The organism is Pseudomonas sp. TMW22091 (genome assembly GCF_022496705.1).
GTDB classification, from domain to species: domain Bacteria; phylum Pseudomonadota; class Gammaproteobacteria; order Pseudomonadales; family Pseudomonadaceae; genus Aquipseudomonas; species Aquipseudomonas saxonica.
The window spans coordinates 275,217-298,356 of record NZ_SCFI01000006.1; the positions used below are offsets into that span (position 1 = coordinate 275,217).

General features: G+C 57.1%; 21 protein-coding genes and 1 pseudogene. 6 read left to right on the forward strand and 16 right to left on the reverse strand.

The annotated features are described in order from the left end of the window. Window position 1: 1 nt before the first annotated feature. The 3 genes from rimM to ffh all read right to left on the reverse strand — a co-directional run bounded on the left by rimM (window position 2) and on the right by ffh (window position 2,430). On the reverse strand, window positions 2–541 hold the full coding sequence (gene rimM, locus EQV93_RS14105) for a ribosome maturation factor RimM (protein WP_048363294.1): 540 nt from the start codon (window positions 539–541) through the stop codon (window positions 2–4). Window positions 542–546: 5 nt separating this feature from the next. Beyond that, window positions 547–804 carry a 30S ribosomal protein S16 gene (gene rpsP / locus EQV93_RS14110; protein WP_095028900.1) on the reverse strand — a complete coding sequence of 86 codons (258 nt, stop codon included), beginning with the start codon at window positions 802–804 and terminating at the stop codon, window positions 547–549. A 249-nt stretch (window positions 805–1,053) separates the two neighbouring features. Further along, window positions 1,054–2,430, reverse strand: a complete 1,377-nt coding sequence (gene ffh / locus EQV93_RS14115; RefSeq protein ID WP_122782480.1) for a signal recognition particle protein — start codon at window positions 2,428–2,430, stop codon at window positions 1,054–1,056. A gap of 207 nt (window positions 2,431–2,637) precedes the next feature. Here ffh and EQV93_RS14120 point away from each other — a divergent pair, with 207 nt between their 5' ends. The 3 genes and pseudogenes from EQV93_RS14120 (at window position 2,638) to EQV93_RS14130 (ending at window position 5,915) form a co-directional block, all read left to right on the forward strand. Further along, window positions 2,638–3,450: a cytochrome C assembly family protein gene (locus EQV93_RS14120; protein ID WP_122782481.1), complete on the forward strand. Its 813-nt coding sequence runs from the start codon at window positions 2,638–2,640 to the stop codon at window positions 3,448–3,450. Window positions 3,451–3,648: 198 nt separating this feature from the next. Next, a pseudogene (locus EQV93_RS14125) lies at window positions 3,649–4,341 on the forward strand (transporter associated domain-containing protein); the annotation flags it as partial. 257 nt (window positions 4,342–4,598) lie between these two features. Further along, complete coding sequence (locus EQV93_RS14130) at window positions 4,599–5,915, forward strand: MFS transporter (RefSeq protein WP_122782483.1); 1,317 nt, start codon at window positions 4,599–4,601, stop codon at window positions 5,913–5,915. Between the two features lie 149 nt (window positions 5,916–6,064). Here EQV93_RS14130 and purT read toward each other — a convergent pair whose 3' ends face one another. The 5 genes from purT to EQV93_RS14155 form a co-directional block, all read right to left on the reverse strand. Then, window positions 6,065–7,246 (reverse strand): formate-dependent phosphoribosylglycinamide formyltransferase, encoded by a 1,182-nt coding sequence (gene purT / locus EQV93_RS14135; RefSeq protein ID WP_146385343.1) that lies wholly within the window; start codon window positions 7,244–7,246, stop codon window positions 6,065–6,067. A gap of 97 nt (window positions 7,247–7,343) precedes the next feature. After that, window positions 7,344–7,808, reverse strand: coding sequence for a VUT family protein (locus EQV93_RS14140; RefSeq protein WP_146385345.1), 465 nt, complete (start codon window positions 7,806–7,808; stop codon window positions 7,344–7,346). Window positions 7,809–8,050: 242 nt separating this feature from the next. Continuing rightward, complete coding sequence (locus tag EQV93_RS14145; RefSeq protein ID WP_146426447.1) at window positions 8,051–8,254, reverse strand: DUF1289 domain-containing protein; 204 nt, start codon at window positions 8,252–8,254, stop codon at window positions 8,051–8,053. Continuing rightward, a complete protein-coding gene (locus EQV93_RS14150) occupies window positions 8,247–8,774 on the reverse strand; it encodes a gamma carbonic anhydrase family protein (RefSeq protein WP_122782487.1) in 528 nt (175 codons plus the stop codon). The genes EQV93_RS14145 and EQV93_RS14150 overlap by 8 nt, the downstream gene beginning before the upstream one ends. Window positions 8,775–8,814: 40 nt before the next feature. Then, window positions 8,815–9,417: a CoA pyrophosphatase gene (locus EQV93_RS14155; protein WP_240891775.1), complete on the reverse strand. Its 603-nt coding sequence runs from the start codon at window positions 9,415–9,417 to the stop codon at window positions 8,815–8,817. A gap of 145 nt (window positions 9,418–9,562) precedes the next feature. Here EQV93_RS14155 and EQV93_RS14160 point away from each other — a divergent pair, with 145 nt between their 5' ends. Both EQV93_RS14160 and EQV93_RS14165 read left to right on the forward strand, forming a co-directional pair. Further along, window positions 9,563–10,120, forward strand: coding sequence for an NUDIX hydrolase (locus EQV93_RS14160; protein WP_122782489.1), 558 nt, complete (start codon window positions 9,563–9,565; stop codon window positions 10,118–10,120). Between the two features lie 33 nt (window positions 10,121–10,153). After that, window positions 10,154–10,720: a L,D-transpeptidase family protein gene (locus tag EQV93_RS14165; RefSeq protein WP_122782490.1), complete on the forward strand. Its 567-nt coding sequence runs from the start codon at window positions 10,154–10,156 to the stop codon at window positions 10,718–10,720. Window positions 10,721–10,791: 71 nt separating this feature from the next. On the opposite strand, the gene EQV93_RS14170 is transcribed toward EQV93_RS14165, so the two are convergent. Both EQV93_RS14170 and purL read right to left on the reverse strand, forming a co-directional pair. Then, window positions 10,792–11,103, reverse strand: a complete 312-nt coding sequence (locus tag EQV93_RS14170) for a Nif3-like dinuclear metal center hexameric protein (RefSeq protein WP_122782491.1) — start codon at window positions 11,101–11,103, stop codon at window positions 10,792–10,794. A gap of 20 nt (window positions 11,104–11,123) precedes the next feature. Next, entirely contained in the window at window positions 11,124–15,020 is a 3,897-nt protein-coding gene (gene purL, locus EQV93_RS14175; RefSeq protein ID WP_122782492.1) for a phosphoribosylformylglycinamidine synthase, read from the reverse strand. 285 nt (window positions 15,021–15,305) lie between these two features. On the opposite strand from purL, the gene mltF reads away from it, so the two are divergent. Beyond that, window positions 15,306–16,763: a membrane-bound lytic murein transglycosylase MltF gene (gene mltF, locus EQV93_RS14180; RefSeq protein ID WP_240891776.1), complete on the forward strand. Its 1,458-nt coding sequence runs from the start codon at window positions 15,306–15,308 to the stop codon at window positions 16,761–16,763. 174 nt (window positions 16,764–16,937) lie between these two features. On the opposite strand, the gene pdxJ is transcribed toward mltF, so the two are convergent. The 6 genes from pdxJ to lepA form a co-directional block, all read right to left on the reverse strand. Then, window positions 16,938–17,681, reverse strand: coding sequence for a pyridoxine 5'-phosphate synthase (pdxJ, locus tag EQV93_RS14185; RefSeq protein ID WP_240891777.1), 744 nt, complete (start codon window positions 17,679–17,681; stop codon window positions 16,938–16,940). A gap of 50 nt (window positions 17,682–17,731) precedes the next feature. Then, window positions 17,732–18,421, reverse strand: a complete 690-nt coding sequence (gene recO, locus EQV93_RS14190) for a DNA repair protein RecO (protein ID WP_122782495.1) — start codon at window positions 18,419–18,421, stop codon at window positions 17,732–17,734. Between the two features lie 143 nt (window positions 18,422–18,564). Then, on the reverse strand, window positions 18,565–19,467 hold the full coding sequence (gene era / locus EQV93_RS14195) for a GTPase Era (RefSeq protein WP_122782496.1): 903 nt from the start codon (window positions 19,465–19,467) through the stop codon (window positions 18,565–18,567). Continuing rightward, window positions 19,460–20,149, reverse strand: coding sequence for a ribonuclease III (gene rnc / locus EQV93_RS14200; protein ID WP_122782497.1), 690 nt, complete (start codon window positions 20,147–20,149; stop codon window positions 19,460–19,462). Before rnc ends, era begins: the two co-directional genes overlap by 8 nt. A 259-nt stretch (window positions 20,150–20,408) precedes the next feature. After that, window positions 20,409–21,263 carry a signal peptidase I gene (gene lepB, locus EQV93_RS14205; protein ID WP_122782498.1) on the reverse strand — a complete coding sequence of 285 codons (855 nt, stop codon included), beginning with the start codon at window positions 21,261–21,263 and terminating at the stop codon, window positions 20,409–20,411. Between the two features lie 5 nt (window positions 21,264–21,268). Then, on the reverse strand, window positions 21,269–23,068 hold the full coding sequence (gene lepA / locus EQV93_RS14210) for a translation elongation factor 4 (protein ID WP_122782499.1): 1,800 nt from the start codon (window positions 23,066–23,068) through the stop codon (window positions 21,269–21,271). Window positions 23,069–23,140 lie beyond the last annotated feature (72 nt).

Sequence of the window (23,140 nt, forward strand, 5' to 3'; positions counted from 1 at the left end):
CTTAGAAGTCCGCATCCCAATCCACCTTCATCTCGCCAGCTGCAAGGTCAACGCTCAACACACACTGCTCTGTATAGGGCAACAAGCGATCACGATCATCCAGGCTACCTGGGCAAGGTTTGACTTCCATGACATCGTTCGAGCCAGTTTCCATCAGATCAACAATCTTGCCGAGCAATTGCCCTTCAAGGTTGGTCACTTTCAGTCCCTGCAGCTGGTACCAGTAGTACTCGCCGTCGGTCAGCTCAGGAAACAGGTTACGCGGCACGCAGATTTCGAATTCGCGAAGAAGACCAGCTTCATCACGGTCATCGAGACCTTTGAGCTTTACAACCAGAAACTTGCCGTTATGAGAACGGCCACTGACCAGCTCTGCCTGTCGCACATCATTACCGCGCCGAAGCGTCAGCTTTTTGTAGTCCAACAGGTTATCAATTGGATCCGTAAAGGAATAAACCTTCACTTCGCCGCGCACGCCGTGAATTGAGTAGATTTTGCCGATAACGATCAAATCATCAGCAGTTTCAGGCGTCACGCTCATATTGCTCAGGCCGCAACCTTAGCTTTTTCGTTTTCTTTAACCAGCTGAGCAACACGCTCAGACAGTTGAGCACCAACGCTCAGCCAGTAGGCGAGGCGGTCTTCTTTAACGGAGAAACGAACTTCCTGACCACGGGCAACCGGGTTGAAGAAGCCAATTTGTTCCTTGTGGGAACCGTCACGTGGGTTACGGCTGTCGGTAACGGTCAAGTGGTAAAACGGGCGCTTTTTGGAGCCGCCAAGGGCAAGACGGATTGTTAGCATGTGAACATCGTTCCTGTAGTCGGTGCTGCAAATCTAAAGGCACAGCGGGCATAGGTGCCCGAAAGGCCGCATATTCTAAGGAATATCCGGACTTTTGCAAATGTCTTTTTCTGGCGCCTGCCGGCATGCCCTACAGATTTGCAGCGAGATCGCCACGAATGGCGAAGGGTCAGCTCCCGCACAGTGCGGGTTTGCCGGGTGTCTCGCATCACTGCGAGCTGCCCGGACGCAAGCGCCCGGGCAGGTAAATTACATTTTTGGCATGCCGCCGCCGGGCATCATCGAGCCCATGCCGCGCATCATTTTGGCCATTCCACCTTTAGTGGAGAACTTCTTCATCATCTTTTGCATCTGCTTGTGCTGCTTGATCAAGCGGCCGATGTCCTGCACCTGAGTGCCGGAACCCATGGCAATACGGCGTTTGCGCGAACCACTGATGAGGTCAGGGTCACGGCGCTCGGCCGGGGTCATGGAGTTGATGATGGCTTCCATTTGCTTGAACTGCTTTTCTGCTGCGCCCTGGGCATTACCCATTTGAGCCAGATTGACGCCGCCCATGTTCGGCAGCTTGTCCATGAGGCCGCCCAGGCCGCCCATGTTCTTCATCTGTTGCAGTTGATCGCGGAAGTCTTCGAGGTCGAAGCCCTTCCCCTTCTTGAGCTTTTTAGCCAGCTTGTCGGCTTTGTCTTTATCGAGGGTCTGTTCGGCCTGCTCGATCAGACTGAGCACGTCGCCCATGCCCAGGATGCGCGACGCAATACGATCCGGGTGGAAGGGCTCAAGCGCATCGCTCTTCTCGCCCATACCGATGAACTTGATCGGCTTGCCAGTGATCGAGCGCACGGACAAGGCCGCACCGCCACGGGCATCACCATCAACCTTGGTCAGGATCACACCGGTCAGCGGCAACGCGTCGCCAAAGGCCTTGGCCGTGTTGGCGGCATCCTGGCCCGTCATCGCATCCACGACAAACAGTGTTTCTGCCGGCTTGACGGCCGCGTGCAGTTCCTGAATCTCGGCCATCATCTCGGCGTCGATGTGCAGACGACCGGCGGTGTCGAGAATCACGACATCAATAAACTTCAGCTTGGCTTCCGCAATGGCGGCGCGAGCGATGTCTACTGGCTTCTGACTCAGGTCGGACGGAAAAAAGGTCACACCGACTTCGTTGGCCAGTGTTTCCAACTGCTTGATCGCCGCCGGACGGTAGATGTCCGCCGACACGACCATGACGGTTTTCTTTTTACGCTCTTTAAGGAAGCGCGCCAGCTTGCCCGCAGTGGTGGTTTTACCTGCACCCTGCAAACCTGCCATCAGCACAACGGCAGGTGGCGTCACATTGAGGACCAGGTCCTCGTTGGCAGCGCCCATCAGGCTTTCAAGTTCAGCCTGGACGATTTTTACGAACGCTTGGCCCGGCGTCAGGCTGCGCGACACTTCAGTGCCGACAGCGCGCTCTTTGACCGCAGCGACGAAGTCCTTGACCACTGGCAAAGCCACGTCGGCTTCCAGCAACGCCATGCGTACTTCACGCAGGGTGTCTTTGATATTGTCTTCGGTCAGCTTGGCCTTGCCGGTGACATGGCGCAGCGTCTGCGAAAGACGGTCGGTTAAATTTTCAAACATGCGCGATCCTTTCAGGCCCAAAGTAGACCGGGGTTATTGCGGCCCAGCCCGTGTAAAACTGATGCTCGGCGAGCCTGCGGCGTGGGCAGGTCGCGGATTATAGCGAAGACTGGCCGTGTCCGACACCTTACCGTCGGCTTATGTGGCTTTCGTGCATGGCCGGTTGTATGCCAAACTCATCCCTTTCGGGCTTGCCTAACAGGATTTATGCTCCCCTTGTCACCCAGTTTGCTACCCAGTCTCGCCGCCGCCTGCTTATATGCCGCTGCGACCCTCTATCAAGGCACTTGCCTGCGCCAAGGCGTGAAGGCAAATAAAAGCCTGCTGGTGACGCTCGGCATTATTGCCGTGATCGCCCATGCCATCAGCCTGTTCACCCACTTGATGACGCCAGCCGGCCTTGAACTGGATTTCTTCAGTGCAGCCAGCCTGATCGCAGTCGCGGTCATTGCCGTGACCTTGGTAGCCTGCGCACGCATCCCGGTCGAAAACCTGCTGCTGCTTTTATACCCGCTGGGCATACTCACGGTATTGATGTCCCAATTTGCCCCGCCTGGCACCGTTCAGGTCATTGATGAAGAGCCGGGCATTCTCGCCCATATCCTGCTGTCGCTGCTGGCCTATGGCATGTTCACCATCGCGGTATTCCAGGCCTTGCTGCTGTCGCTGCAAAATTATCAGCTCAAACGCAAACACCCCAAAGGCCTGATCAAGAACTTTCCGCCCCTGCAAACCATGGAAAGCCTGTTGTTTGGCTTTTTATGGGCTGGCTGGTCGCTGCTGTCCCTGTCGTTGATCTCCGGCTGGCTATTTCTGGGCAACCTGTTCGCCCAGCACCTCGTCCACAAAACCCTGTTGGCCTGTCTGGCATGGGTCGTGTTCAGCGTGTTGCTGCTGGGGCGCCATTACCTTGGCTGGCGTGGACACAAAGCCATTCGATGGACATTTGCCGGCTTCTGCCTGCTGATGCTGGCCTACTTCGGCAGCAAGCTGGTTCGCGAATACATTTTGCATATCTGACGGGCGATTATTATGGATAGCTTGCCCCCCGGGCCATTGCTTGCACTCTCGGCTTTGCTGATCGCTGGAGCCGGGTTACTCGCCGGCTTTTTTATTGGCAAACGCAGCACAGTGGCTCAGCGCGCCCAAGCCCAAGAGCTTCGCGACGAACACCCACAGCAGAATGACGAGCAAACCAACAACCGCCCGCACCTGCTCACCGGCATTCATGCGCTGGACAACATCACGGTCAATGACATCCTGATCCCGCGCAATGAAGTTGAAGGGCTTAACCTCGACGAACCGATCGAAGACCTGATCGAGCAACTGCGCCAGACCCAGCGCACGCGCTTGCCGGTGTTTCACAACGACATCAACCAGGTCGAAGCCATCCTCAACACCCGCCACATCCAACATATGCTGCCCGATGCCAGCCTGACCAAAGAAGCGTTACTGGCCGTCTGCCACGAACCGTACTTCATTCCCGAGAGCACCCCGCTGCAACTGCAACTGCTGAATTTCCACAAGCAGCAACGGCGACTCGGAGTGGTGGTGGATGAGTACGGCGAAGTACTGGGCATCGTGACCCTTGAAGACATTCTCGAAGAAATCGTGAGCGAGTTCGAGGACGAACAGCACATCAATAACCCGCTGATTGATCCTTTGCCCGACGGCCGTTACGTGGTCGATGGTGCCGTATCGATTCGGGAGCTGAATAAATGCCTGGGCTGGCATCTGCCCTGCGACGGCCCAAAGACCCTCAACGGGTTGGTCACCGAAGCGCTGGAAACCATTCCGGAAACCACTGTCTGCGTGAAAATCGGCCGCTATCGACTGGAAATTCTTGAAACTGAAGAGAACCGCGTCAGCCGTGTACTGATCTGGCATAACAGCGTCAAACCCGCGGTTTAATCACCGCGCAGGGTCTTGTTACATTCGAACGGGCCTCCCTATACTCTTTCTCGCTTACCCAAGCCTCGCCGACACGCGTGTTACCCACACTCAGCGCTGTCGGCGCGATGCTTTGCGCAGTACCTGCGTACGTTCCCATCCTGAACTGCGCTTGCACCCTGTCATCCATCAGGGCCAACGACCATAAAAATTGCTCGCCACGTCACGCTGCAAAGGCAGACATCGGCACAGAGCGCATAACTGTCAGGGATAAACACATGAGCACCAGCACCACGTACAGCGAAGCTTCGGCCGAGAAACCGGTAAATTCTGCCACCCGCGTTGCCACGGCCAGCTTTATTGGTACCGCCATCGAGTTCTATGATTTCTATGTGTATGCCACCGCCGCTGCACTGGTGATCGGCCCGGTTTTTTTCCCGCAGACATCTGGCACAGCGCAAATGCTGTCGGCGTTTCTGACATTTGGCATCGCCTTTCTCGCCCGCCCGCTGGGCTCTTTTCTATTCGGCCATTTCGGCGACCGCATCGGCCGCAAATCGACACTCGTCGCCTCTTTGCTGTTGATGGGCGTGTGCACCACCTTGATTGGTGTACTGCCGGGGTACGCCACAATTGGTGCCTGGGCACCGATCCTGCTCTGTGTGCTGCGCTTTGGCCAAGGGCTGGGGTTGGGCGGCGAATGGGGCGGTGCGGCTTTGCTCGCAACCGAAAATGCCCCGAAGGGTAAACGCGCTTGGTACGGCATGTTTCCACAGCTGGGGCCTTCAATTGGCTTTCTGGCGGCCAACGGCCTGTTCTTGATTCTGGCCATGAGCTTGAGCGATGAACAATTCCGCGCCTGGGGCTGGCGGATTCCGTTCCTGCTCAGCGCTGCATTGGTGATGGTCGGTTTGTATGTGCGCCTCAAGCTGGAAGAAACCCCAGTATTTGCCAAAGCCGTTGCGCAGCACGAACGGGTAAAAATGCCGATCATCGAGCTGTTTAGCCAATATTGGGCCCCCATGCTGTTGGGCGCGGCGTCGATGGTGGTGTGCTATGCACTGTTTTATATTTCGACGGTATTTTCGCTGAGTTATGGCGTCGCCACGCTGGGCTACACCCGCGAGACGTTCCTCGGGCTGCTGTGCTTTGCCGTGTTGTTCATGGCTGCCGCGACGCCTTTGTCAGCGTGGGCCAGTGACCGTTACGGGCGTAAACCGGTGCTGATTGTGGGCGGCATTCTGGCGATTTTGTCGGGATTTTTGATGGAGCCGCTGCTGACACAAGGCTCTACGTGGGGCGTAGCGCTGTTTTTGTGTATTGAACTGTTCTTGATGGGCGTGACGTTTGCCCCGATGGGCGCCCTGCTCCCTGAACTGTTCCCGACCCGCGTGCGCTATACCGGCGCGTCGGCGGCCTACAATCTGGGCGGCATTGTCGGGGCTTCCGCTGCACCGTTTTTTGCGCAAAAGCTGGTGAGTATGGGGGGATTGAGCTGGGTGGGCGGGTACGTGTCAGGCGCCGCGATCCTCAGCCTGATCGCTGTGCTGTGCCTGAAAGAAACCAAAGAAGCCGACCTGAACAAGGTGGTTTGAGGCCCCCGTAGCAGCTGCCGCAGGCGGCGTCCGATTGCGAAGCAATCGTAAACCTCAGAATGCGGTTTATCTGACTACCGCAATTTCTGACTTTACGACGACTGCGTCGCCGGACGCAGCCTTCGGCAGCTGCTACGCGGAGGAGTGTGTTACAGCTCTACGACGACGGCTTGGGCAGCACGAGTCGCTTTGGCACGGGCCGCTTCAATCGACTCGTCACGCGCCAGGGCAACGCCCATGCGGCGCTGGCCATTCACTTCTGGCTTGCCGAACAGGCGCAACGCCGTGTCTGGCTCGCTCAAGGCCAATTCAAGATTAGCGAAGGCCGTCTGAGTGGATTGGCCTTCGACCAGAATCACTGCTGAGGCCGACGGGCCGAACTGGCGAATCAGCGGAATCGGCAATCCCAGAATGGCTCGCGCATGCAATGCAAACTGCGAAAGATCCTGCGAAATCAGCGTGACCAGACCCGTGTCATGAGGACGCGGCGACACTTCGCTGAACCACACTTGATCGCCTTTGATAAATAGCTCAACCCCAAACAAGCCACGGCCACCCAGCGCTTCGGTGACGGCCTTGGCGACCCGTTCGGATTCTGCCAGTGCAACCGGGCTCATGGCCTGCGGCTGCCAGGACTCTTGATAGTCGCCCTTCTCTTGACGATGACCGACCGGGGCACAGAACGTGGTGCCACCGACATGGCGCACGGTGAGCAAGGTGATTTCATAGTCGAAATCGATAAAGCCTTCGATGATGACCCGGCCTTTACCTGCACGGCCGCCTTCTTGGGCGTAGTCCCAAGCAGCTTTTACATCCTCGGCACCGCGCAGCAGGCTCTGGCCTTTACCGGATGAACTCATCACCGGCTTGACCACACACGGGAAACCCAAGTCCTGCACAGCGCTGCTGTAGTCCTCGAAGGTGTCGGCAAAATGGTAAGGCGAGGTTGGCAAGTCCAGCTCTTCTGCCGCCAGACGACGAATGCCTTCGCGGTTCATGGTCAGCGAGGTGGCCCGTGCGGTCGGGATCACAGTAAAGCCTTCAGCCTCCAGCTCAAGCAAGGTCGCGGTGGCGATGGCTTCGATTTCCGGAACGATGAAATGCGGCTTTTCCAACTCGATCACCGCCCGCAGGGCAGCACCATCAAGCATGTTGATCACGTGGCTGCGATGCGCAACCTGCATGGCCGGTGCGTTTTCATAGCGATCAACGGCAATCACTTCAACGCCCAAACGCTGCAGTTCGATGACGACTTCTTTGCCCAGTTCGCCGCAACCACACAGCAATACACGGGTCGCAGTCGGCGACAATGGAGTTCCGATACGGGTCATTTCAGGTCCTCAAGGAAGCAAATCATCGAAGGCGCTCGCAACGCTTGCGCCTGCTGGGTAGAAGGCCGGCATCTTACATGATCCGGGCGCTCTGGCCTTATTGAGCTGCGGCTTTGCGCAAGCGCCAGGCCATCGCCAGCCACACGCAGGTCACGCCGGCGAATTTGGACCCCATCGCAGTCAAAATCACGGCCGGCGTAAAGGCGTCAATCATGCCGAAAAATATGAAGGTATCAATTGGGATACTGAGCGCCGAGCTGATCCAAAGACGGTCATGCAACGGACGCTTGGTGATGCTGAACACCAGCCAGTCAATGCATTCGGACACCGCAAAGGCGGTGGCGCTGGCCAGCGCAATAGAGGGGTCGGAGGTGATGTAAGACAGTACCAGCGCTGCCAGCATGGCCAACAGTGCGCCGTGGCCGAAGCGGGTTTGCACCATGTCGCGCAGAACAAACACCAGCCCGCCCCACGCTGACCAGATAATGTCCAGATCGGGCGCCGAGGAGAAGGCGTAATTGATCAGCACGACGCTGGCGATATAAGCGATAAGAAACAGCATGGCAGCGTGGGACACCTCTGAGTAAGGCGCACAGGGTACTTGAGGGCGCGTGCGGGGCCAAGACCCTCACCCCAACCCTCTCCCAGAGGGAGAGGGAGCCGATTTGCGGTGTTCGTGAATCCGCTTGTGGTCAGTCCCCTCTCCCTCCAGAGGGAGGGGGCCGATTGGCGGTGCTCATGAATCTGCGTGCGGTCAGTCCCCTCTCCCTCCGGGAGAGGGTTAGGGTGAGGGCGCTCTCAGGTTTAAGAACCCAGCATCCACACCACACCACTGGCTTTCGCCCGTTCATGGCACAACACAAGCACCTCGCGACGCTCCACGTTGGTCATGCGGCTCCAGCGGGTGATTTCGGCAACGGTACGCTGGCACCCCGAACACACATCATCGTCATCAAGCGCACAGATATTGACGCAAGGCGAGGCAACCGGACGCTCCACCTCACTCATCGTCCTGCACCTCAAGGTCACGGGCATATCGCTGGCCATTCTTGACGTAATTCGCCGCACTAGCCTCCAACTTGAGCTTTTGCGCTTCGGTCAGTTCGCGCACCACTTTGCCCGGCGAGCCCATGACGAGCGAGCCATCGGGAATAACCTTGCCTTCGCCAATCAGGGCGTTCGCGCCAATGATGCAGTGCTTGCCGATACGCGCGCCGTTGAGGATTACCGCATTTATGCCGATCAAGCTGTAATCATCGACCGTACAGCCGTGCAACATGGCTTTATGGCCAATGGTGACACCTGTCCCGATCGTCAACGGGTAGCCCATGTCCGTGTGCATCACGGCACCATCCTGCACATTGCTGTGCTTGCCAATCAGGATAAGTTCGTTGTCACCGCGCAACACCGTGTTAAACCACACACTGGCACCCTGCTCCAGACGTACTTTGCCGATCAACACGGCGGTGGGAGCAATCCAGCTGTCAGGGTGGGTCTCGACGAGTGAATCACCCAGGCGATATTTCATGCGTTTGTCCTCAAGCAGGCGCGGCTGTGTGCTGACAGCTCTAAATATTGATAAACCGTTGCGGCGGGGTGTGCAGATTGATGTTCACGTCGTCGTACAGCAGGTTCATCAGTTCAACGATCATGATTGCCGTCAGCCCCCAGATTTTGTAAACGCCAAAACGGTAGCTGGGCACATACCAACTGCGCCCCTGATAATCAATCCGGTGCGTATGCTCACGCGGGTCTTCACGAAAAAACCTCAACGGAACACTGAAGACTGCGGCAATTTCGGCGTCATTGGCCACGTACTCAACGTAGTCCGGCACCAAACCGACATACGGCGTGACGCGTATCCCGTGCAGCGACACAAGAGGACTGAGCGGCCCGATCACTTCGACCAAGCCCGGCGGCAGGCCAATTTCTTCTTCAGCTTCACGCAGGGCGGTGAACACCAAGTCAGGATCCTCAGGATCACGGCGTCCGCCAGGAAACGCCACCTCGCCGCCGTGAGTCGACAACCCGCTGGCACGCAGGGTCAAAATCAATTCGGGCTCAGCGCTTCGCGTCACCGGCAACAACACCGCAGCCTCAGGAAAATGGCGGTCTGTTTCCAGCGTCCTCGGTGTGTAACGACTCACTCGGCTAAGTAGCTCGTCCAGCATAGGTCATCTCGATCCGTCACTTATCGGGCATCATGCACCAATTCACTCGCGGCACCCAAGCTCCACGCTGTCGCAGGCTGACAAGTGAAGCTTGCCGTTACACCGTAATACCCCCCAAGATAGGGGACGCCTCCGAGATCCCAGCATGAAATTTTGCAGCCAGTGCGGTCATTCTGTCAGCCAACATATCCCGCCAGGCGATTCACGCCTGCGCTACGTCTGCCCACAGTGCCAGACCGTCCATTATCAGAACCCCAATATTGTCGCCGGTTGCTTGCCGACCTGGGGCAGCCAGGTGCTGTTGTGCCGGCGCGCAATTGAGCCGCGCAAGGGTTACTGGACGCTGCCAGCCGGGTTTATGGAAAACGGCGAAACCGTCGAACAAGCCGCCCAGCGCGAAACCCGCGAAGAAGCCTGTGCCGAAGTCATCAACTTGAACATCTATACCCTGATCGATGTGCCCCACATCAATCAGGTGCATATTTTCTACCGGGCCGAACTGCAAAGCCCCGACTTTGCCGCAGGCGATGAAAGCCTGGACGTTCGCCTTTTCGATGAAGCAGACATCCCTTGGTCTGAGCTGGCTTTCCGCACGGTCAGCCGTACCTTAGAATGCTTTTTTTCCGATCGCCACGAGAACGCTTATCCCGTGCGCAGTGAGGCCGTGCCGCCTCTGGCCGGCCTGGTCACCCCCAAACAATAATGTTGTCCGTCACCCATCAGGGATACCGCTCCAATGCGCTGGTTGCTTGCTGCCCTTTGCTTGTCATTTGCCGTTATCTGCCAAGCTGCTGTTGTCGTCACCGTTAACGGCAAACCCGTCAATAAATATGAAGTGATTAAACCGAAGCTCGCGCCGCTGCCCGAAACTATCAGTACAAGCGTCGAAAAAATCCTGGTTCTCAAATCAGCGCGTAAATTGCAGCTGATACAGAACGGTCGGGCCATCAAGACCTATCGCATTTCATTGGGCAAACAACCCAAGGGACATAAGCTGCGCGAAGGCGACAAGCGCACGCCTGAGGGCATCTACTGGATCGACTGGCGCAAAAAAAGCGACAAGTTCAACCTGGCGATGCACATTGACTACCCTAATGTCAGTGACGCCGCGACCGCGCGGCGCGAGGGTGTGGACCCAGGTGGAATGATCATGATCCACGGCACGCCAGACACCGAAGAAAACCCCGAATCACTGTTTCATACGCTGGATTGGACCGATGGCTGCATTGCCATGAAAAACAGCGAAATGCGCGAAGTCTGGAGCCTGGTCAAAAACGGCACAATGGTCGAGATTCGCCCTTAACGCCTCTCGAACCGGCAATAAAAAACCCGCTGAACCGGTAACGGTCAGCGGGTTTTTTAATGGCCAAGCGACTAGAAATCAGCCAGTTGCACCACCTCATACGCAGGGGTTTCATACGGGTGGCTGAGCTTGAGCGCAGCCACAACCGCCTGAATCAGATCATCGGCAACGACCAGCTCAACCTTCCATTCCCCGACATACTCGACCTGACCGGTTTGCCCGATAAACGGCTGACTGCCGTCCAGCGCACGAAACTGGCCCTGCCCCATGGTTTGCCAGGCGCAATGGTCGTAGTTGCCGATTCGCCCGCCACCGGCAGCGAATACGGCCTCTTTAACGCCATCCACATGGCTGGGTGGAACAAAAAAGCTAAGCTTGTACATCCTGATAATCCATCCAGCTTTTAATTTACCCAAGCACGCGCGTTACGGAACATGCGCAACCACGGTGCATCTTCGTTCCAGTCTTCAGGGCGCCACGAGTTCTGCACGGCGCGGAACACACGCTCCGGGTGCGGCATCATGATGGTCACACGGCCGTCACGGCTGGTGAGACCGGTAATACCGCGCGGCGAGCCATTCGGGTTAGCCGGGTAGTTTTCAGTCACTTTGCCGTGGTTATCGACGAAACGCAGTGCCACTGAACCGGACAGATCCGCTTGCAGCATGGCCTCTTCGCTGGCGAACTCGGCATGACCTTCACCGTGAGCAATGGCGATTGGCATGCGTGAACCGGCCATGCCCTGCAGGAAGATCGAGTTCGACTCTTGCACTTGAACCATCGCTACACGGGCTTCGAACTGCTCGGAGCGGTTGCGCACAAAGTGTGGCCACAGCTCGCTGCCCGGGATCAACTCGCTCAGGTTGGACATCATCTGGCAACCGTTGCACACACCCAGAGAGAAACTGTCGGAGCGTTCAAAGAAGCCCTGGAACGCATCGCGTGCCCGGGTGTTGAACAAGGCTGACTTGGCCCAGCCTTCACCGGCACCCAGAACGTCGCCGTAGGAGAAGCCGCCACAGGCAACCAGCCCCTTGAACTCGTTCAGGTCAACACGGCCCGCCAGAATGTCGCTCATGTGCACGTCGATGGCATTGAAACCGGCACGGTCGAATGCCGCCGCCATTTCAACTTGCCCGTTCACACCCTGCTCACGCAGCACAGCCACTTGAGGGCGAATGCCTTTCTTGATGTATGGCGCGCTGATGTTGTCATTGACGTCAAAGCCCAACTTGACGGTCAGACCCGGATTGTCTTCTTCCAGCAGCACGTCGAACTCTTGATCTGCACATTCGGCGTTATCACGCAGGCGCTGGATCTGGTAGCTGGTCTCGGCCCATTGACGCTGCAAGGCGCCGCGCTGACCTTCGAAGACGGTCTCGCCGTTCAAGCTGATGTTGATTTCGCTGTTGTTCAACGGCTGGCCAATCACGGCCACGCACTCACCCAAACCGGCAACGCTGAACTGGGTCAACACGTCCGGGGTTTCGTCATGACGCACTTGAATCACGGCACCCAGTTCTTCGTTGAACAGGATGGCCGGGATTTCACTGACGCTCTCAGTCAGGCAATCCAGGTTCAGGTTCAGACCGCAGTGACCGGCAAACGCCATTTCCATCACGCTGGTCAGCAAACCACCGTCGGAGCGGTCGTGATAAGCCAGCAGATGACCGTCAGCATTCAACCCCTGAATCACGGCGAAGAAGGCCTTGAGGTCTTCTGCGTCATCAACGTCCGGGGCCACTTTGCCCAACTTGCCATACGTCTGGGCCAGAATCGAGGCACCCATGCGGTTTTGGCCACGACCCAGGTCGATCAGGATCAGGTCGGTTTGACCTTTATCCATACGCAGTTCCGGGGTCAAGGTCTGGCGAATATCGAGCACAGGCGAGAAGCCGGTGACGATCAGCGACATCGGCGAGGTGACGCTCTTTTCAGTGCCGTCTTCGTTCCAGCGGGTCTGCATCGACATCGAGTCTTTGCCCACTGGAATGGTGATGCCCAGCTCCGGGCACAATTCCATGCCAACGGCTTTGACGGTATCGAACAAACGCGCGTCTTCACCCGGGTGGCCGGCGGCGGACATCCAGTTGGCAGACATTTTGATGTCAGAAATTTTGCCAATGCGCGAAGCAGCGATGTTGGTCAGGGTTTCGCCGATGGCCATACGGCCCGATGCCGGAGCATCCAGCAGCGCAAGCGGCGTACGCTCGCCCATCGCCATGGCTTCACCGGTGTACACGTCAAAGCTGGTCGCCGTCACGGCAACGTCAGCCACGGGCACCTGCCACGGGCCAACCATTTGGTCACGAGCCACGAGACCCGTGATGGTGCGGTCGCCAATGGTGATCAAGAAGCTTTTGCTGGCCACCGCCGGGTGGTGCAGAACGCGCTCGACACACTCAGCGATGTTCAGCTCAGCCGGGTCGAAGTCGTCGCCCAGCTCTTGCTCGCGAACAGCCGAACGGTGCATGCGTGGCGCCTTGCCCAGCAATACTTCCAGCGGCATGTCGACCGGGTTGTTACCGAAATGGCTGTCGGTCACGGTCAGTTGCGGCTCAGCAGTGGCTTCACCGACTACTGCATACGGGCAGCGCTCGCGCTCACAGATGGCCTGGAAGCGGGCAAAATCTTCAACGCCCACGGCCAGAACGTAACGTTCCTGGGATTCGTTGCTCCAGATTTCGTGCGGGGCCATGCCCGGCTCGTCGTTTGGAATGTTGCGCAGCTCGAAACGGCCACCACGGTCGCCGTCATTGACCAGCTCCGGGAAGGCGTTGGACAGGCCACCCGCGCCCACGTCGTGGATAAAGCTGATCGGGTTTTTGTCACCCAACTGCCAGCAGCGGTCGATGACTTCCTGACAGCGGCGTTCCATTTCCGGGTTTTCACGCTGTACCGAAGCGAAATCCAGGTCAGCCGAGCTTGCGCCAGTGGCCATGGAAGAAGCGGCACCGCCGCCCAGACCGATCAGCATGGCCGGGCCGCCCAGCACGATGAGCTTGGAGCCCACAGTGATTTCGGCTTTCTGAACGTGTTCGGCGCGGATGTTGCCCATGCCGCCCGCCAACATGATCGGCTTGTGGTAACCGCGCACTTCATCACCGTGCGGCGTGGTGATGGATTGCTCAAACGTACGGAAGTAGCCAGTCAGAGCAGGACGACCGAATTCGTTGTTGAATGCGGCGCCGCCCAGAGGGCCTTCGATCATGATATCCAGCGCGGTAACGATGCGCTCAGGCTTGCCGTAAGGCACTTCCCACGGCTGTTCGAAACCCGGAATTTGCAGGTTGGACACGGTGAAGCCGGTCAGGCCTGCTTTTGGCTTGGCACCACGACCGGTTGCACCTTCGTCACGAATCTCGCCCCCCGAACCCGTCGCAGCACCCGGAAACGGAGCAATGGCGGTCGGGTGGTTGTGCGTCTCGACTTTCATCAGGATATGCACGGGTTCTTGTACCGCACCGTACTGGCGGGTTTCAGAGTTGGGGAAGAAGCGCCCCGCTACGCTGCCGACAATCACCGAGGCGTTGTCTTTATAAGCTGACAGAACGCCTTCGCTGTGCATCACGTAGGTGTTCTTGATCATGCCAAACAGGCTTTTTTCCTGGCTTTGACCGTCGATGTCCCAGCTGGCGTTGAAGATCTTGTGGCGGCAATGCTCGGAGTTGGCCTGAGCAAACATCATCAGTTCGATGTCGTGAGGGTTACGACCCAAACCGTTGAAAGCATTGACCAGATAGTCGATTTCGTCTTCTGCCAAAGCCAGGCCCAGCTCGACGTTGGCTTTTTCCAGCGCTGCGCGCCCGCCACCCAACACATCAATCGCCGTCAGTGGCTTCGGTTCGGCATGGCTGAACAGGCCGGCAGCCTGCTCAAGGTTGCCCAACACGATTTGCGTCATGCGGTCATGCAATGCGCCAGCAATCAGCTCGGCTTCAGCATCGCTGAATTGACCCGCCACATAGAAAGCAATACCGCGTTCCAGGCGCTGGATTTTAGCCAGGCCACAGTTACGGGCAATGTCGCTGGCCTTACTCGACCAAGGGGAAATAGTGCCAAACCGCGGTAACACCAGAAACAGTCGTCCGCTTGGCTCTTGAACCGGCACGCTCGGGCCGTATTTCAAAAGACGAGCCAGGACCTGTTGTTCATCGCTGGTCAATTCACCGGTGACATCGGCAAAGTGGGCGAATTCAGCATACAAACCAGTGACAGCCGGAACCTTGAGGTTCAGTTGTGCAAGCAGTTTGCTGTGGCGAAAGGCAGAAAGGGCAGGAGCGCCGCGCAGGATCAACATCTTCGGGACAGCCTCGGGAGGGGTATGCTTTGAGGCCCGGCATTCTAGCGTAAACCATCGCTGACGGCACCCGAAACGGCACACCTCTCACACACCTGGCGTCACTAACCGACAAAGGCCTTATTCTTTATGGCTATCAGAGGCATCAGACATGGAGCAATCAGCTCTTTAAACCCTGCCTTACCCCCCATTCCACGGGGGTTAAGGCTGTTTTCCCTGCTGTTATCAGAATGACCACACATTGTCGAGATATGGCACCCGCGCTGCTTTGCGTATACTGCGCGAATGTTTTCTATAACCGAATTCCGCCCGCGCTGCGCCAAATGGCTTATCGCAACCGGACTCTTCCTGATGCTCGGTGCCTGCGTTGAAAAACCCAGCACCCTTGAGCGCATAAAGGAGGACGGTGTACTGCGGGTCATTACCCGTAACAGCCCGGCCACTTACTTTGAGGACCGCAACGGCGAAACCGGCTTTGAATATGAGCTGGTAAAGCGCTTTGCCGACGATCTGGGGGTCGAACTCAAGATCGAAACTGCTGACAACCTGGACGACATGTTTACCAAGCTGAGCCAACCTGACGGCCCGGCTCTGGCTGCTGCCGGACTGGTCAGCAGCGAGAAACGACTGCAGCAAGCGAAGTTTTCTCACCCTTACCTCGAAGTCACTCCGCAAATCATCTATCGCAACGGCCAATCGCGCCCCACCTCTGCGGCAGACCTGGTGGGCAAACGCATCACCGTCCTCAAAGGTAGCTCTCACGCAGAGCAGCTCGCCGAGCTCAAAAAGCAGTATCCGGGTATCGACTATGAAGAGTCTGACGCCGTTGAAGTCGTCGACTTGCTGCGCATGGTCGATGAAGGCCAGATTGACCTGACGCTGGTCGACTCCAACGAAGTGGCGATGAATCAGGTGTACTTCCCCAATGTACGTGTGGCGTTCGACCTGGGTGATGCACGCAGCCAGCGCTGGGCGGTGAAGGCCGGTGAAGACAACAGCCTGCTTAACGAGATCAATACCTACCTCGACAAGGTTCAGAAAAACGGCACCCTGCAACGCTTGAAGGATCGCTACTACGGGCACGTAGACGTGCTGGGCTACGTGGGCGCGTACACCTTCGCCCAGCACCTGCAAGAGCGTCTGCCCAAATACGAAAAATTCTTCAAGGAAGCGGCCAAAAAGGAACAGATTGACTGGCGGTTGTTGGCAGCCATGGGGTACCAAGAGTCCTTGTGGCAACCCGCGGTCACCTCCAAAACGGGCGTTCGCGGCCTGATGATGCTGACCCAGAACACCGCCCAAGCCATGGGCGTTTCTAATCGGCTGGACGCCAAACAAAGCATTATGGGCGGGGCCAAATACATCGCCCAGATCAAAAACGAGCTCGACGACGACATCCAGGAGCCCGATCGCACCTGGTTTGCCCTAGCGGCTTATAACGTGGGCGGCGGGCATCTTGACGACGCGCGCAAGCTGGCCAAAAAAGAAGGCCTGAACCCGAACAAGTGGCTGGATGTGAAAAAAATGCTGCCTCGCCTTGCGCAGAAGCAGTGGTACAGCAAAACCCGCTATGGCTACGCCCGCGGCGGGGAACCGGTGCACTTCGTGGCCAACATCCGTCGTTACTACGACATTCTGACGTGGGCCACACAGCCGCAGCTCGAAGGCGACGAAGTCACCGACGGCAAGCTGCACATCCCCGGTATCGACAAGACCAAGCCTAAAGAAGAGCCTGCGTTGTAGATTCAACACAAATCCCGTAGCAGCTGCCGCAGGCTGCGTCCGATTGCGTAGCGATCGTAAATCAGAGTTTTGGGAAAGCCTGACAGATCGCACTCGCAGATTTTACGTGGGCTACGCCCACGGACGCAGCCTTCGGCAGCTGCTACCGGAGTTGGGCTATTTTCAAAGTCTGGTTTAAACCTTCGCAGCCGCCACGATAAGCGCTTTCATTTCGGCCACTGCCGATTTGAAGCCCACAAACAAGGCGTGCGCCACCAAGGCATGGCCGATGTTCAACTCGTTGATGCCCTTGATGGCCGCTACCGCTTCGACGTTGTGGTAATGCAGGCCGTGACCGGCATTCACAATCAACCCCTGGGCCAGACCACAAGCCACGCCTTCTGCGACGCGCTGTAATTCTTCAGCAACTTCAGTCGGCGTTTGCGCATCGGCATAACGCCCGGTGTGCAGCTCAATCGCCGGAGCACTTACGCGCTTGGATGCTTCGATCTGGCGCTCGTCAGCATCAATGAACAGCGACACTTCACAGCCTATTTTCGCCAAACGCTCGACGGCCGCCTTGATGCGCGCCTCTTGACCCGCCACATCCAGACCGCCTTCGGTGGTGAGTTCCTGACGGGTTTCGGGCACCAAACAGATGTGCGCAGGGCGAATATGCTCGGCGAACGCCATCATTTCTTCAGTCACGCCCATCTCGAAGTTCATGCGGGTTTGCAGCACATCCTTGAGCAGCAACACGTCGCGCTCCTGGATATGACGACGATCTTCACGCAGATGCACAGTGATGCCATCAGCGCCCGCCTCTTCGGCATCCAGCGCGGCCTTGACCGGGTCAGGGTAACGCGTGCCGCGTGCCTGACGCAGTGTGGCAACGTGATCGATATTGACGCCGAGAAGAATGCGATTGCTTGTGGTCACGGAGGCTCTCCTGAAGAGCTGAAGATTCGGCGCACAGCATACCGATCTATTCAGGGCTTGCGAAACAACTCACGACTGGCCAACGGCTTACCTGCCAGATGAACGGCCAGGGCCTGACGCATCAAGCGCTTGGCCGCCGACAACGCGCCTGGGACGGCCCAGTCGGTTTGGGCCATTGCATGCAGTTCGGCGCCATGAAAAAGCCCTGGCTGGATCAGGTAAATACGCTCAAGCCCGGCATCCACTTGCAAACGGTACATGCCATCAATGGCCACCGGCTCGCCATGAATGTCCTGAGTCAAAGAGAAGCCGTAACCGATGTCGTCCAGCAGCCGCCATTCAAAAGCACGCAACAACGGTTCCAGCGCCCGACCTTCGGCCAGTGCCAACAAAGTAGCGGCGTAGTGGTTGAATAAACCGGGGTGGGGATCTTCGGCGGGTAACAGGCGAATCAATAGCTCGTTAAGGTACAAGCCGCTGAACAGCGCCTCGCCATTGAGCCAGGTAGAGAGACCGGCGCTTTCCATGCGGCCCACGTTTTTAAGCTCACCACGGCCGCGAAACTCGATTTCGAGCGGAACAAAGGGCCGGGCCAATGTGCCTGCTTTGCCTCGCGCGCTGCGCAAGACCGCGCGCAACCGACCTTGTGGCGTAATGAAGTCCACCAGAGCGCTGGTTTCGCGGTAAGGGCGACTGTGCAGAACGTAGGCGAGTTGTGCGACTGGGGGATTGCTGGACATGGGTGTCAGGTATCTCTGGACACTAAAGCTTCCCTCACCCTAGCCCTCTCCCGGAGGAAGAGGGCACTGACCGCATGCAGGTTCGAAAACACCGACATTCAGCCCCTCTCCCTCCGGGAGAGGGTTGGGGTGAGGGCAACGGATTACAGGTCGCCGTAACCCAGTGAACGCAGGGCGCGCTCATCGTCGGACCAGCCGCCTTTCACTTTCACCCACAGGTTAAGCATGATCTTGGAGTCGAACAGCAGCTCCATATCCTTGCGCGCTTCGGTACCGATACGCTTGATACGCTCGCCCTTGTCGCCAATGATGATTTTCTTCTGACCATCACGCTCAACCAGAATCAGCGCGTGAATGTGCAAGGTTTTACCTTGCTGCTTGAATTCTTCGATCTCGACCGTGATCTGGTACGGCAGTTCGGCACCCATTTGGCGCATGATTTTTTCGCGCACCAGCTCAGCGGCCAGAAAGCGGCTGCTGCGGTCGGTGATCTGATCTTCCGGGAAAAAGTGTTCGTTTTCCGGCAAGTGTTCAGCGATCACGCGCTCAAGCGCGTCAAGGTTGTGACCGTGCTGAGCAGAAATCGGGATGATCTGGGCGTTCGGCAGTTGCTCCTGAAGCCAGCTCAGGTGCGGCATCAGCTCGGCCTTGTCTTCAATACGGTCGGTCTTGTTCAGCGCAACGATCAACGGCCCGGTCACGTATTGAACGCGCTCCAGCACCATCTGGTCTTCGTCGGTCCACTTGGTGCGGTCAACAACGAAGATCACCACGTCCACGTCTTTCAACGCGGCCGAGGCGGTTTTGTTCATGTAGCGGTTCAGGGCCTTTTCGCCGCCTTTGTGCATACCAGGGGTATCTACATACACCGCTTGCACGTTGCCTTCGGTCTTGATGCCCAGCATGTTGTGGCGGGTGGTCTGAGGCTTGCGCGAAGTAATCGCCAGCTTTTGACCGAGGATGTGGTTCAGCAGTGTGGATTTACCCACGTTTGGTCGACCAACAATGGCGACATAGCCACAGCGTGTTGCAGTTGTATCATTCATGGCCATTCTCCACGCCAAGGGCAATCAATGCTGCGGCGGCCGCTACCTGTTCGGCAATACGACGACTCACACCCTGACCTCGGCTTTTTTCATTCAATAGGGCAATTTCGCATTCAACGAAGAAGATGCGGCAATGCGGTTCGCCCTGGATATCTACCACTTCGTAACGTGGCAGCTCACAGGCACGCGACTGCAAGAATTCTTGCAGGCGGGTCTTTGGATCTTTGTTGGTATCGACCAGAGTCAAGGTCTCGAATTCGCTGGCCAGCCACGCCAATACCCGATCACGGGCAGCTTCCATGCCGGCGTCCAGATAAATGGCGCCGATCAACGCTTCAAGGGCGTCGGCCAGAATCGATTCACGACGAAAACCACCGCTCTTGAGCTCGCCCGAGCCCAGGCGCAGATACTCGCCCAACTCGAAACCACGGGCCAGTACAGCCAGGGTTTCGCCTTTAACCAGACGGGCACGCAGACGCGACAGCTGGCCTTCACGGGCCAACGGGAAGCGGTCAAACAAGGCTTCGCCGGCAACAAAATTGAGGATGGCATCACCCAGAAATTCGAGACGCTCGTTATTGCGCCCCGCAAAACTGCGGTGTGTCAGGGCCAGAACCATCAGTTCCTGGTCTTTGAAGGTGTAACCGAGCTGACGCTCTAAACGACTTAATGGAAAACTCACGATTTACCCACGCTGAGTTCGTGGCCGAATGTCACCACCGGACCGATATAAGGGATCAGTGATGCTCTCTTATCGCATAGCAAATGGACCGGGAACCGGCAGTTCGCCGCCGTCACACTTAACGCTTTGTTCAAATCCACATCCTGAATACAGTTGATCGCTCACCTGAAGCGGCAAAGCAATCTTGAGACGACTGATCTGCGAACCTGTTCGTTCGCCTGAAAAGCAGTCGGCGCTGTTATTAACAGCGCCGTCTTGGCTACTTGATCAGACCAACCCGCGACAAGCTCGGCAGGTTGCTCATTTTAGGTTCTGGCCAGCTCATCCAAACAGCGAAGGCCTTGCCGACGATATTTTCGTCAGGAACCATGCCCAACTCGTTCTTGGGAATGTTGGGATCGTCCCAGTAACGGCTGTCGTTCGAATTGTCGCGGTTGTCACCCATCATGAAGTAGTGCCCGGCCGGAACCGTCCACTCCTTGCCGGGTGGCGCACGATAGCGGCTCATTTCCTTGCGGATCATGTGCTCGACTTCGCCCAGCTTTTCTTTGTACAGCTCTGCACTGCCCAATGTTCCAGGCTCAGTACCCACCAGTTGCTCGGCAACCAGTTGGTCGTTGATGTACAGCTTTTTGTCACTTGTGTAACGAATCTTGTCACCCGGCAGGCCGACTACACGCTTGATGTAGTTGACGGTCGGATCGCTTGGGTAGCGGAACACCATCACATCGCCGCGTTGCGGATCACCCACCTCGATGATTTTCTTGTCGATGACCGGCAAGCGGATACCGTAAGAAAACTTGTTCACCAAGATGAAGTCGCCCACATCCAGGGTCGGTTTCATCGAGCCGGACGGAATCTGGAACGGCTCAACCAGAAACGAACGTAGCACCAGCACGATGAACAACACCGGGAAGAACGACTTGCCGTATTCAACCAGCAGCGGTTCCTTGTTGAGCTTCTCGATAACCTGAGCATCAGCCGGCTTGACGCTGGCTTGATACTGGGCGATGGCCTTGCGCCGGCGAGGTGCCAGAAAGACCAGATCGAGCAGCGCCAGCAAACCACAGACGGCAACAGCAATGACCAGCAACAGCGGGAAATTTAGTGACATAGGACCTAGCTATCCAACCTGAGCACTGCAAGGAAGGCTTCTTGTGGAATCTCCACGTTACCCACTTGCTTCATGCGTTTTTTACCGGCTTTCTGCTTTTCCAACAGCTTGCGCTTACGGCTAACGTCACCACCGTAGCATTTGGCCAGTACGTTTTTTCTGAGCGCTTTAACCGACGAGCGCGCAATGATTTGGCCACCAATTGCAGCCTGAATTGCTACATCGAACATCTGACGCGGAATCAGCTCTTTCATTTTCTCGGTCAGCGCGCGCCCTTTGTAGTGAGCGTTGTCGCGGTGAACGATCAGTGCAAGGGCATCAACCTTCTCGCCGTTGATCAATACATCGAGCTTGACCAGATTCGCCGACTGATAACGGTCGAAGTGGTAATCCAGCGAAGCATAGCCGCGACTGGTGGATTTGAGACGGTCAAAGAAGTCCAGAACCACTTCGTTCATCGGCAAATCGTAAGTCACTTGCACCTGCGAGCCGAGGAACAGCATGTCGTGCTGAACGCCACGCTTCTCAATGCACAGGGTAATGACGTTACCCAGGTGCTCTTGAGGCACAAGAATATTGGCGCGCACGATCGGTTCGCGAATATCTTCGATGGACGACACATCCGGAAGCTTGGATGGGTTATCCACGTAAATCGTTTCGCCGGACTTGAGCAGCAGCTCAAAAATAACGGTCGGCGCGGTAGTGATCAGGTCCAGGTCGTACTCGCGCTCAAGGCGCTCCTGGATGATCTCCATGTGCAGCATGCCGAGGAACCCGCAACGGAAGCCGAAGCCCAGTGCGTCGGAGCTTTCCGGGGTGTACTGCAGCGACGAATCGTTCAGCGTGAGCTTTTGCAGCGCTTCACGGAAGTCTTCAAAGTCGTCGGAGCTGACCGGGAACAGACCGGCATAGACCTGAGGCTGAATGCGCTTAAAGCCAGGCAGAACGTCAACATCAGGGGTGCTGCTCAAGGTCAGGGTGTCGCCCACTGGCGCGCCGTGAATGTCCTTGATGCCCGCGATGATGAAGCCCACTTCACCGGCTTTGAGGTCAACGGTCGCTGTGTGCTTGGGGTTGAATACACCCACGCTGTCCACCAGGTGCATCTTGCCGGTGGACTTGACCAGAATCTTGTCGCCCTTTTTCACGCGGCCGTGGCGCACGCGAACCAGAGACACAACGCCCAGGTAGTTGTCGAACCAGGAGTCGATGATCAACGCTTGCAGCGGATCTTCGTAATTACCGGTCGGGGCTGGAATGGTGTGCACCAGACGTTCGAGCACTTCGTCGACGCCAAGGCCAGTTTTGGCACTGCACGTCACCGCATCCGTGGCATCGATACCGATGATTTTTTCGATTTCGTCTTTTACACGATCAGGATCGGCCTGCGGCAGGTCGATCTTGTTCAGTACCGGCATGACCTCAAGGCCTTGCTCGATAGCGGTGTAACAGTTGGCTACGGACTGAGCTTCAACGCCCTGCCCCGCATCCACCACCAGCAACGCACCTTCACACGCCGCCAGAGACCGGCTGACTTCATAGGTGAAGTCAACATGGCCCGGGGTGTCAATAAAGTTCAGTTGGTAGGTAATGCCGTCTTTGGCCGTGTAATACAAGGTGACGCTGTGCGCTTTGATGGTGATCCCGCGCTCACGCTCGAGGTCCATGGAATCCAGCACCTGGGCTTCCATTTCACGGGCACTCAGCCCGCCACACATCTGGATGAAACGATCGGCCAGCGTCGACTTGCCATGGTCAATGTGGGCGATGATGGAGAAATTGCGGATATGACTCAAATCACTCACGGGTCAACACTCAAAAAAAGTCGCAGGCAGACTGCCCGCCGAAAAATAGCCGGGAATTGTACCTGATGATCG

Coding starts and splice junctions, on each gene's coding strand:
- rimM (WP_048363294.1), bottom strand. CDS start 541: ATGAGCGTGACGCCTGAAACTGCTGATGATTTGATCGTTATCGGCAAA.
- rpsP (WP_095028900.1), bottom strand. CDS start 804: ATGCTAACAATCCGTCTTGCCCTTGGCGGCTCCAAAAAGCGCCCGTTT.
- ffh (WP_122782480.1), bottom strand. CDS start 2,430: ATGTTTGAAAATTTAACCGACCGTCTTTCGCAGACGCTGCGCCATGTC.
- EQV93_RS14120 (WP_122782481.1), top strand. CDS start 2,638: ATGCTCCCCTTGTCACCCAGTTTGCTACCCAGTCTCGCCGCCGCCTGC.
- EQV93_RS14130 (WP_122782483.1), top strand. CDS start 4,599: ATGAGCACCAGCACCACGTACAGCGAAGCTTCGGCCGAGAAACCGGTA.
- purT (WP_146385343.1), bottom strand. CDS start 7,246: ATGACCCGTATCGGAACTCCATTGTCGCCGACTGCGACCCGTGTATTG.
- EQV93_RS14140 (WP_146385345.1), bottom strand. CDS start 7,808: ATGCTGTTTCTTATCGCTTATATCGCCAGCGTCGTGCTGATCAATTAC.
- EQV93_RS14145 (WP_146426447.1), bottom strand. CDS start 8,254: ATGAGTGAGGTGGAGCGTCCGGTTGCCTCGCCTTGCGTCAATATCTGT.
- EQV93_RS14150 (WP_122782487.1), bottom strand. CDS start 8,774: ATGAAATATCGCCTGGGTGATTCACTCGTCGAGACCCACCCTGACAGC.
- EQV93_RS14155 (WP_240891775.1), bottom strand. CDS start 9,417: ATGCTGGACGAGCTACTTAGCCGAGTGAGTCGTTACACACCGAGGACG.
- EQV93_RS14160 (WP_122782489.1), top strand. CDS start 9,563: ATGAAATTTTGCAGCCAGTGCGGTCATTCTGTCAGCCAACATATCCCG.
- EQV93_RS14165 (WP_122782490.1), top strand. CDS start 10,154: ATGCGCTGGTTGCTTGCTGCCCTTTGCTTGTCATTTGCCGTTATCTGC.
- EQV93_RS14170 (WP_122782491.1), bottom strand. CDS start 11,103: ATGTACAAGCTTAGCTTTTTTGTTCCACCCAGCCATGTGGATGGCGTT.
- purL (WP_122782492.1), bottom strand. CDS start 15,020: ATGTTGATCCTGCGCGGCGCTCCTGCCCTTTCTGCCTTTCGCCACAGC.
- mltF (WP_240891776.1), top strand. CDS start 15,306: ATGTTTTCTATAACCGAATTCCGCCCGCGCTGCGCCAAATGGCTTATC.
- recO (WP_122782495.1), bottom strand. CDS start 18,421: ATGTCCAGCAATCCCCCAGTCGCACAACTCGCCTACGTTCTGCACAGT.
- era (WP_122782496.1), bottom strand. CDS start 19,467: ATGAATGATACAACTGCAACACGCTGTGGCTATGTCGCCATTGTTGGT.
- lepB (WP_122782498.1), bottom strand. CDS start 21,263: ATGTCACTAAATTTCCCGCTGTTGCTGGTCATTGCTGTTGCCGTCTGT.